The organism is Syntrophorhabdus sp. (assembly GCA_012719415.1).
In the GTDB taxonomy this organism is placed as follows: domain Bacteria; phylum Desulfobacterota; class Syntrophorhabdia; order Syntrophorhabdales; family Syntrophorhabdaceae; genus Delta-02.
On the sequence record JAAYAK010000106.1, the window covers coordinates 1 to 2,569 of the forward strand.

General features: G+C 55.9%; 2 protein-coding genes. Both read left to right on the forward strand.

Annotated elements, in window-relative coordinates; genetic code table 11:
* Window positions 1-462 precede the first annotated feature (462 nt).
* Entirely contained in the window at window positions 463-1,443 is a 981-nt protein-coding gene (locus tag GXX82_06475) for a HAMP domain-containing histidine kinase (protein NLT22675.1), read from the forward strand.
* Window positions 1,440-2,569 (forward strand): sigma-54-dependent Fis family transcriptional regulator (locus GXX82_06480; protein NLT22676.1); only part of this gene is annotated, 1,130 nt, incomplete at its 3' end. The genes GXX82_06475 and GXX82_06480, both read left to right, overlap by 4 nt.

Below are 2,569 nucleotides of genomic sequence, written 5' to 3' on the forward strand. Positions count from 1 at the left end.
GATGGGGACCGTTCTCCGGACCCTGCTGAACGTAGGCGGCATGTATCCCTTTACCCAGATGCCGGGTAAGGATGAGGATGTCCCCGTCTACGCCCGAAGCTCTGTAATCGAACGCATGCGTCTTCCAGCCAAGCTGGAGCTTTACCTCACTCCAGAACGGGGTCTGGAAGAGAATATCAGTCGGGTAGAGTGACCATGCGTCCTTTGGTTCGACATTTGTTCGATTTGTTTCCATTGCACTGACACAACCTCCTGCTGGCGACATAGGTCCGGGAAGGAAGATGGACTTCCTTCCCGGGAGGCGGGCCGCTCTGCTGTCTTTCCGAACGGATAAAACGACCGCGACCCGCCTTGCCATATGCAAACCCGGGGCCAGTCAAGAGTGGCATCGTTCTTGCCTGTCAGGAACGGCGGGCACCTATCTATGTTATAATGGAACGGATCATTACTCGAGGTCATATCATGGGTTCAAACGGGGTCAAGTCAAAGGTCGTTTTGATGGTGCTGATAGCGGGCACGGTGCCGGTCGTTCTGTTCTCGCTCGCGGTGTTTGCGATTGATTCAGGTCCCGGGCGCCTGGCGGTCACGGTGGCCTTCGTGCTTCTGATGGCCGCGGGCAGCTATATCACGGCGCGCAGGGTGATCGAGCTCCTCCACAGTTCCTATGAGCGGGAAAAGGAACTCGAGATGCAGATCATTAAGAAGGATAAGCTGGCGGCCATCGGGCTCCTGACGGCAGGCATCGCGCACGAACTCAACACGCCACTCGCGAGCGCTCTTCTCAATACCCAGATGCTGAAGGAAGACGCCAAAAAGGAATGGCCGGATCGAACACCGGTCCTCGATTCCATCGAGGAAGAGATAAAAAGGGCGGGATCGGTCGTCAGAAACATCCTCGATTTCTCTCGCCAGACACAGGTGCAGTCCGCTGTAACCGACGTCAATTCCGTGTTGACCAAGCTCCTGGACATATCCTCCAAGCTTTGTTCGGAGAAAGGCATCCTGATCCGCCGCGATCTTCATCCCGGCATTCCGCTTGCAAGGGGAAATGGAAGCATACTGCACCAGGTATTTATGAATATTGTCTCAAATGCGATCGAAGCAATGGATAACGGCGGTACCCTGAGCGTATTCTCCAGGTTCCTGCCGGGGCAGCATAAGGTCGTGGTCGACATAGAGGATACAGGCCCGGGCATATCGCGGGAGCACATAGACGGTGTTTTCGACCCATTCTTTACGACAAAGGCGTCGGAAGACGGTACCGGGCTGGGACTCGCCATAAGCTACTCAATGGTAAGGAAGATGGGCGGCGATATAAGAGTGGTAAGCTCCAGTGATGAAAGGGAGAACTTCCCCAGCACAAAGGGCACAATCTTCAGCATTGAGCTTCCGGCGCTCGGGGAAGACGGCCCAGACAGTCAAAAGGCAGGTGATCAGGATTGAACCCGGCAAGCGTTCTTATTGTTGAAGACGACACGAAGCTCAGACATGCCTTGAAGGAGATTATGACCCGCGAAGGATACGCGGTCGATGCAACCGAATCGGGCGATACGGCCGTGTCGATGATAAAGGACACGGTCTATGACCTCGTTATAACCGATCTCAAACTTCCGGGGATAGACGGCATGGATGTCCTGCGGTCGGTCCAGAAACTGGCGCGGGACACGAGTGTTATCATCATCACTGCCTATGCGACCGTCGACACGGCGGTCGAAGCGATGAAGGAAGGGGCGGAGGACTACATAGCAAAGCCCTTCAACCTTGAGGAGATCCGTCTTGTCGTGCGGAAGGTCCTCGACAAGAAGGCCCTTGTCGACGACAATCGCTTTCTCAGGAACCAGCTGAAAAAGAAGTACAGTTTCGGGAACCTCGTGGGCAACAGTGAAGCGATGGTCGAGGTCTATAAGACCATAGAGAAGATCAAGAACTCCAGGGCGACCATACTCATCCTGGGCGAGACGGGAACGGGGAAGGAACTTGTCGCGCGGGCCATACATTTCAACAGCATCAGGTCCGAGAAGCCCTTCCTGCCCGTCAACTGCGCGGCGCTGGCGGAGACGCTCCTGGAGAGCGAGCTTTTTGGCTACGTCAAGGGTGCTTTCACAGGGGCCGTGCGGGACAAGCAGGGTGTTTTTGAAGTGGCCCACGGCGGCACGGTGTTCCTCGATGAGATAGGCGATATCAGTCCCCGTCTTCAGCAGATCCTCCTCAGGGTACTCGAGAACGGAGAGATCCAGCCTGTGGGCTCGACAGTGCGCAGGAAGGTGGATGTCCGCGTGGTTGCGGCGACGAACAGGGACCTTGGGAATATGGTCAAACAGGGAACTTTCCGGGCGGACCTCTACTACCGCCTCAATGTGATCTCTCTCGAACTTCCTCCGCTCAGGATGAGGACAGAGGACATCGCGATGCTTGCGGGCCACTTTTTGAGGAAGTACGCCGCGGAAAACGAGAAAGCCATAAACGACATGTCACGGGACGCCCTGCAATTACTCGAGAGGTATACGTGGCCCGGGAATGTGCGGGAGCTCGAGAACGTGGTAGAGCGGGCGACACTCCTTGAAACATC

Excerpts from the sequence above, each read along its gene's own strand:
- GXX82_06475 (NLT22675.1), top strand. The coding sequence starts at position 463 with ATGGGTTCAAACGGGGTCAAGTCAAAGGTCGTTTTGATGGTGCTGATA.